Source organism: Desulfobacter sp. UBA2225 (genome assembly GCF_002348205.1).
GTDB classification, from domain to species: domain Bacteria; phylum Desulfobacterota; class Desulfobacteria; order Desulfobacterales; family Desulfobacteraceae; genus Desulfobacter; species Desulfobacter postgatei.
Window position 1 is genome coordinate 1 of sequence record NZ_DDYV01000165.1, and the last position, 3,943, is coordinate 3,943.

The following is a 3,943-nucleotide window of genomic DNA, read 5'->3' on the forward strand; positions in this document are numbered from 1 at the left end:
TGGACGCGCTGAAAATGGCCAGCCACGCTATACAGGCAGGCGCCGCCGGCGTGGACATGGGCAGAAACATCTTCCAGAGCGATTCGCCCGTCGCGATGATTCAGGCGGTCAGAGCGGTGGTCCATGATAATGAAAGTCCTGAAAAGGCTTTTGATCTTTATAACACCTTGAAACAATAAAGCGCCCTGCCGGCGCTTTTCNNAAGTATGCATGTGGTACAACAACAACGACATACGGCTGGAAGAAGCGCCAACCCCTTCGCCCGGCCCGGGCGAGATGCTGGTAAAGGTCATGGCCTGCGGAATATGCGGCAGCGACGTGGTAGAGTGGTACCGTTTGCCCCGCGCCCCCCTGGTTCAAGGCCATGAGGCGGGAGTAGAGGTTGTAGAAACCGGCGCCGGGGTCAGCCAGTTCAAAAAAGGGGATCGGCTCTTCATAGCGCCCAAGGTTCCCTGCCATAAATGCATTTATTGCCTGAAGGGACATTACCCCCAATGCAGTGCGATCAAGGATCGGCTGCCGGGAGGCTTTGCCGAATATATCCTGGTGCCGAAAGAACTGGTTGCAAATGGCGTCTATCGGCTGCCGGACAATGTCAGCTATGAACAGGCGACATTCATCGAACCCCTGGCCTGTGTTGTCAGGGCGCAGAGACTGGCGTCCATTGAGGCGGGCCAGACGGTCCTCATACTCGGCGCCGGCATGTCCGGGCTCCTGCATATCCAGCTTGCCAAGCATAAACAATGCAAGGTCATGGCGACCGATGCCAATAAAAGAAGGCTTGAACTGGCCAGAAATTTTGGCGCGGACCATGCCGCCGACGCGGCCGCCGATGTCCCGGAACAGCTGCTGCGGTTCAATGGCCGGAAAGCGGATGCCGTTATTGTTGCCACCTCGGCCCTGTCCGCTTTGAAGCAGGCCTGGGAAACCGTGGATATGGGCGGAGTGGTGGTTTTATTCTCCGTACCCGGGCCTGATAAGGAGGTGGTGGTTCCGATCAATGATTTCTGGAGAAAGGAAATACGCATATGCACTTCCTATTATTGCGGACCTCAGGATATTGAAGAAGCCCTCGACCTGATTGAGAACAGGATCATTAAAGTGGATGACCTCATTACGCACCGGCTGCCGTTGAAAGACGCCGGCAGAGGATTCAGGTTGCTCCTGGCCGGAGACGAATCCCTGAAGGTCATCATCAAACCCCAGGAAAAATGAAAGGCGGGTTGAATGAAGCTGATCCACACCGGGCTCGCCGCCAGCAGCGAAGAAAAGGCGGACCGTTTTTTTATCGATATCCTTGGATTGGAAAAATCAGCGCCGGCGGTCCTGGACAAAAAGCTGACCCAAGCCATTTTCGGAATTCATGATGATTTTTTAGTCATACATTACCGGGGCGGAACCGTTGATTATGAGATACTGGTGTATCGGGAGTACAAAGCGCCCGAGCGGCCGATCGCGCATTCCTGCATCCAGGTGGATGATTTCATGAATGTTGTTCACAAAAGCCGGAAGGCGGGCCTGAAGGTTGTTCAGGTTCCCAAGGGTTCCGGCGTGGTTACTTTCATTTCCGATTACGACGACAATCTTTTTGAGGTGAAAGAGTAACCTGAAGTCGGCGGTCTTACCGGAGTTTAAAAGTCAACAACCTTCGGGACAGTTTATCCTCTCGGACTGTCGGGAATCAGGCCGCGTCCGGAAGAAGTTCCTTCAGGCGGATTTTTCGCTGTTCGAAGTTTCAATGGGTCTTCTTCCCATGTTGCGATATCCGCGATGCGGCCTTGTTAGGTAAATCCAGCCCTCACCTTTGAGAAGGCCCACATAGAAGTCGTCCCGGCACGGCAGCTGGCCGGTATAGCCTCTTTTCACATGACGCTCTTTGAAGCATGGGCTGGCTTTTTCAATCAGCCGAATCTATTGTTCCGTCAGCTCAAAATCGTTACCGACAGCTGTTTCCTGCAAGCGTAAAAGCCGTTTGTACTTGGTTTCCATTCCATCCTTAAGCCAGACGTTGCGTACAGCGATGGAGCAGACGGAAACGCCATCAAGCGCCAATTGGTCCGAAATGCGCTGCTGGCCATAACCAGGATGTTCAAGCGAAAGTTCAATGATTCTGTCTTTTACGCCTTCATCAATCTCCCGGGGATGGCTTGCTAACAGGCGACTTGTTCACCAGACCATCGAGGCCATGCTCCTGAAGGGCCAGCTTTTACTCATAAAACTGGCTCCGGGAAATATTGTGCATCCGGCATACCCGGGATACGTTGCCCAGTTTTCAGCCAGTTGTAGAAAAGGTAAGGCGTTTTTGTGCTAACTTCTTGTTTGCTGTCATTCCGTCCTTCTTTGGGCTGAATGTTTCGGAAAAACAATTATACCCGAGAGGATGACCGCGCGCCATCCCCGTCCTCTTTGTTGGGCCGGGGATGGCGCTTTCCGCGGAACTCAGACTTTACGGAAAGATCTCAACTTTTCCACATTATTAGTAATTCCAAGTATTCTCGCAATATGGCAATGTCATATAATCTGAGTTGTTGATGCTAAATGTTCCAGAAATATCCAACCTTTTAATCTCATAGCTGTTTCGGTCAAATTCTTCCAGAAAACTGGCAATATCCGGAAATTTCAGATAAGTGTCATCCCCGCTGAAAAAAACATTGTTTACCCCAAATATAGAACCTGTGATCGATTTGGGGAAAAGGCCGCCAAACGAGTTGTAATCAATGAAGCCCAAATAATTTGTTTTGTTGATGCAATTTATCAAGTTGGTGCTGAAATTGTTTTTCGCTAAAAACGTATTATTAAAAATGTAAAACTCCGGCATTCCCCCTGAAAGAACAACGGCTTCCATTACCCCGAAAGATCTGTTTCCTCCAACGCAGAAATTATTATAGATCCAATATTCCGGGAAATTAACAGCCGGAGCTGTTGCTGCGCTGTGAATATAAAAGTGGTAACCTCCACCCTCGGGGTTCCATAACGAATTGTTGTAAATATATACCCTTCTGCCCAAATCTGTTTTTTTGTTTAATTCATGTATTCTGATATTGAGGTTGCAGTCATAAATCAGATTGTTGTTGATCTCTACGTCCATTATTCCTTCATTACTGGTGATGCCAACACTGGACATATTATGAATTTTATTATTAAAGATTTTTAACCCGTATACGGGCGAATCTACGCCTCGATTATAAGCTGGGATGCCTAACAACCCGCCAAAAATATGGTTTCCTGAAATAACGGTATTTGCTCCCGGATTGATTAACTCCACGCCGCTGTCGTCAGATGTCGATGAGCCGACGATATGCTTAAAAAAGTCATATACATGCCGCTTTACATACGCAGAAGTTACTTCCGCCCCCAAACAATCATTTCCTGCGTAATAATCCATTGTTATTGAGTTGTTTCTAACAATCGTATTTGACGGACCATTTGTAATGTATACTCTTTTCCGTCCGTTTTTCAGGATACAGTCTTCAACGATATTGTTGGCACTCCCCGCTCCGGTAATACTTACCGAAAACTCAGCGCCCTGAATCGCCAAACCGCTTAATGTCAGATGGCTTTTATTATTGATAACGATGGCCGCCCCTGCAGGAGCCGCCTTGATTGCTTTGTCATTTGGATTATCCCCTTTGCGAAATCTGATATAAGTAATGTTGTCCTTGTATCCATAAATAGCCTCAACTCCATCCCAAAATTTAACCAGGATGGAAGTGTCAAGCAGTTTAACCTCTTCATCCGCTCCCATGTTCAGCAGTTTGAATCCATCGCCACTACCCATCAAGGTCTTGTTGATTTTTCCAATCCTTTTGCCGCCAACCGTCATTTCGCGGGGCTCAAAACCAAGATTGGATTTATATACTCCGGCTCCTACCTCCGACGCCGGCACCCAGTTGCTGATCGGCGTACCTGGATCGATAATGGTTTTGTATTCCCCATTAGACCC

The 3,943-nt window shown here is 48.7% G+C and carries 4 protein-coding genes; 3 read left to right on the top strand and 1 reads right to left on the bottom strand.

Annotation, left to right across the window (positions count from 1 at the left end; genetic code table 11):
* The first annotated feature begins 210 nt into the window (after positions 1–210).
* The 3 genes from B3D59_RS08355 to B3D59_RS08365 all read left to right on the top strand — a co-directional run bounded on the left by B3D59_RS08355 (position 211) and on the right by B3D59_RS08365 (position 2,311).
* Positions 211–1,215: a zinc-binding dehydrogenase gene (locus B3D59_RS08355; protein ID WP_286818939.1), complete on the top strand. Its 1,005-nt coding sequence runs from the start codon at positions 211–213 to the stop codon at positions 1,213–1,215.
* 12 nt (positions 1,216–1,227) lie between these two features.
* Entirely contained in the window at positions 1,228–1,605 is a 378-nt protein-coding gene (locus B3D59_RS08360; protein ID WP_286818940.1) for a VOC family protein, read from the top strand.
* Between the two features lie 499 nt (positions 1,606–2,104).
* Positions 2,105–2,311, top strand: a complete 207-nt coding sequence (locus B3D59_RS08365) for a hypothetical protein (protein ID WP_286818941.1) — start codon at positions 2,105–2,107, stop codon at positions 2,309–2,311.
* Positions 2,312–2,476: 165 nt separating this feature from the next.
* Here the strand turns inward: B3D59_RS08365 and B3D59_RS08370 are convergent.
* Positions 2,477–3,943 (bottom strand): right-handed parallel beta-helix repeat-containing protein (locus tag B3D59_RS08370; RefSeq protein ID WP_286818942.1); only part of this gene is annotated, 1,467 nt, incomplete at its 5' end.

Bases quoted from the DNA above. Each gene is read 5' to 3' on its own strand.
- B3D59_RS08360 (WP_286818940.1), top strand. From the start codon at position 1,228: ATGAAGCTGATCCACACCGGGCTCGCCGCCAGCAGCGAAGAAAAGGCG.
- B3D59_RS08365 (WP_286818941.1), top strand. From the start codon at position 2,105: ATGATTCTGTCTTTTACGCCTTCATCAATCTCCCGGGGATGGCTTGCT.
- B3D59_RS08355 (WP_286818939.1), top strand. From the start codon at position 211: ATGTGGTACAACAACAACGACATACGGCTGGAAGAAGCGCCAACCCCT.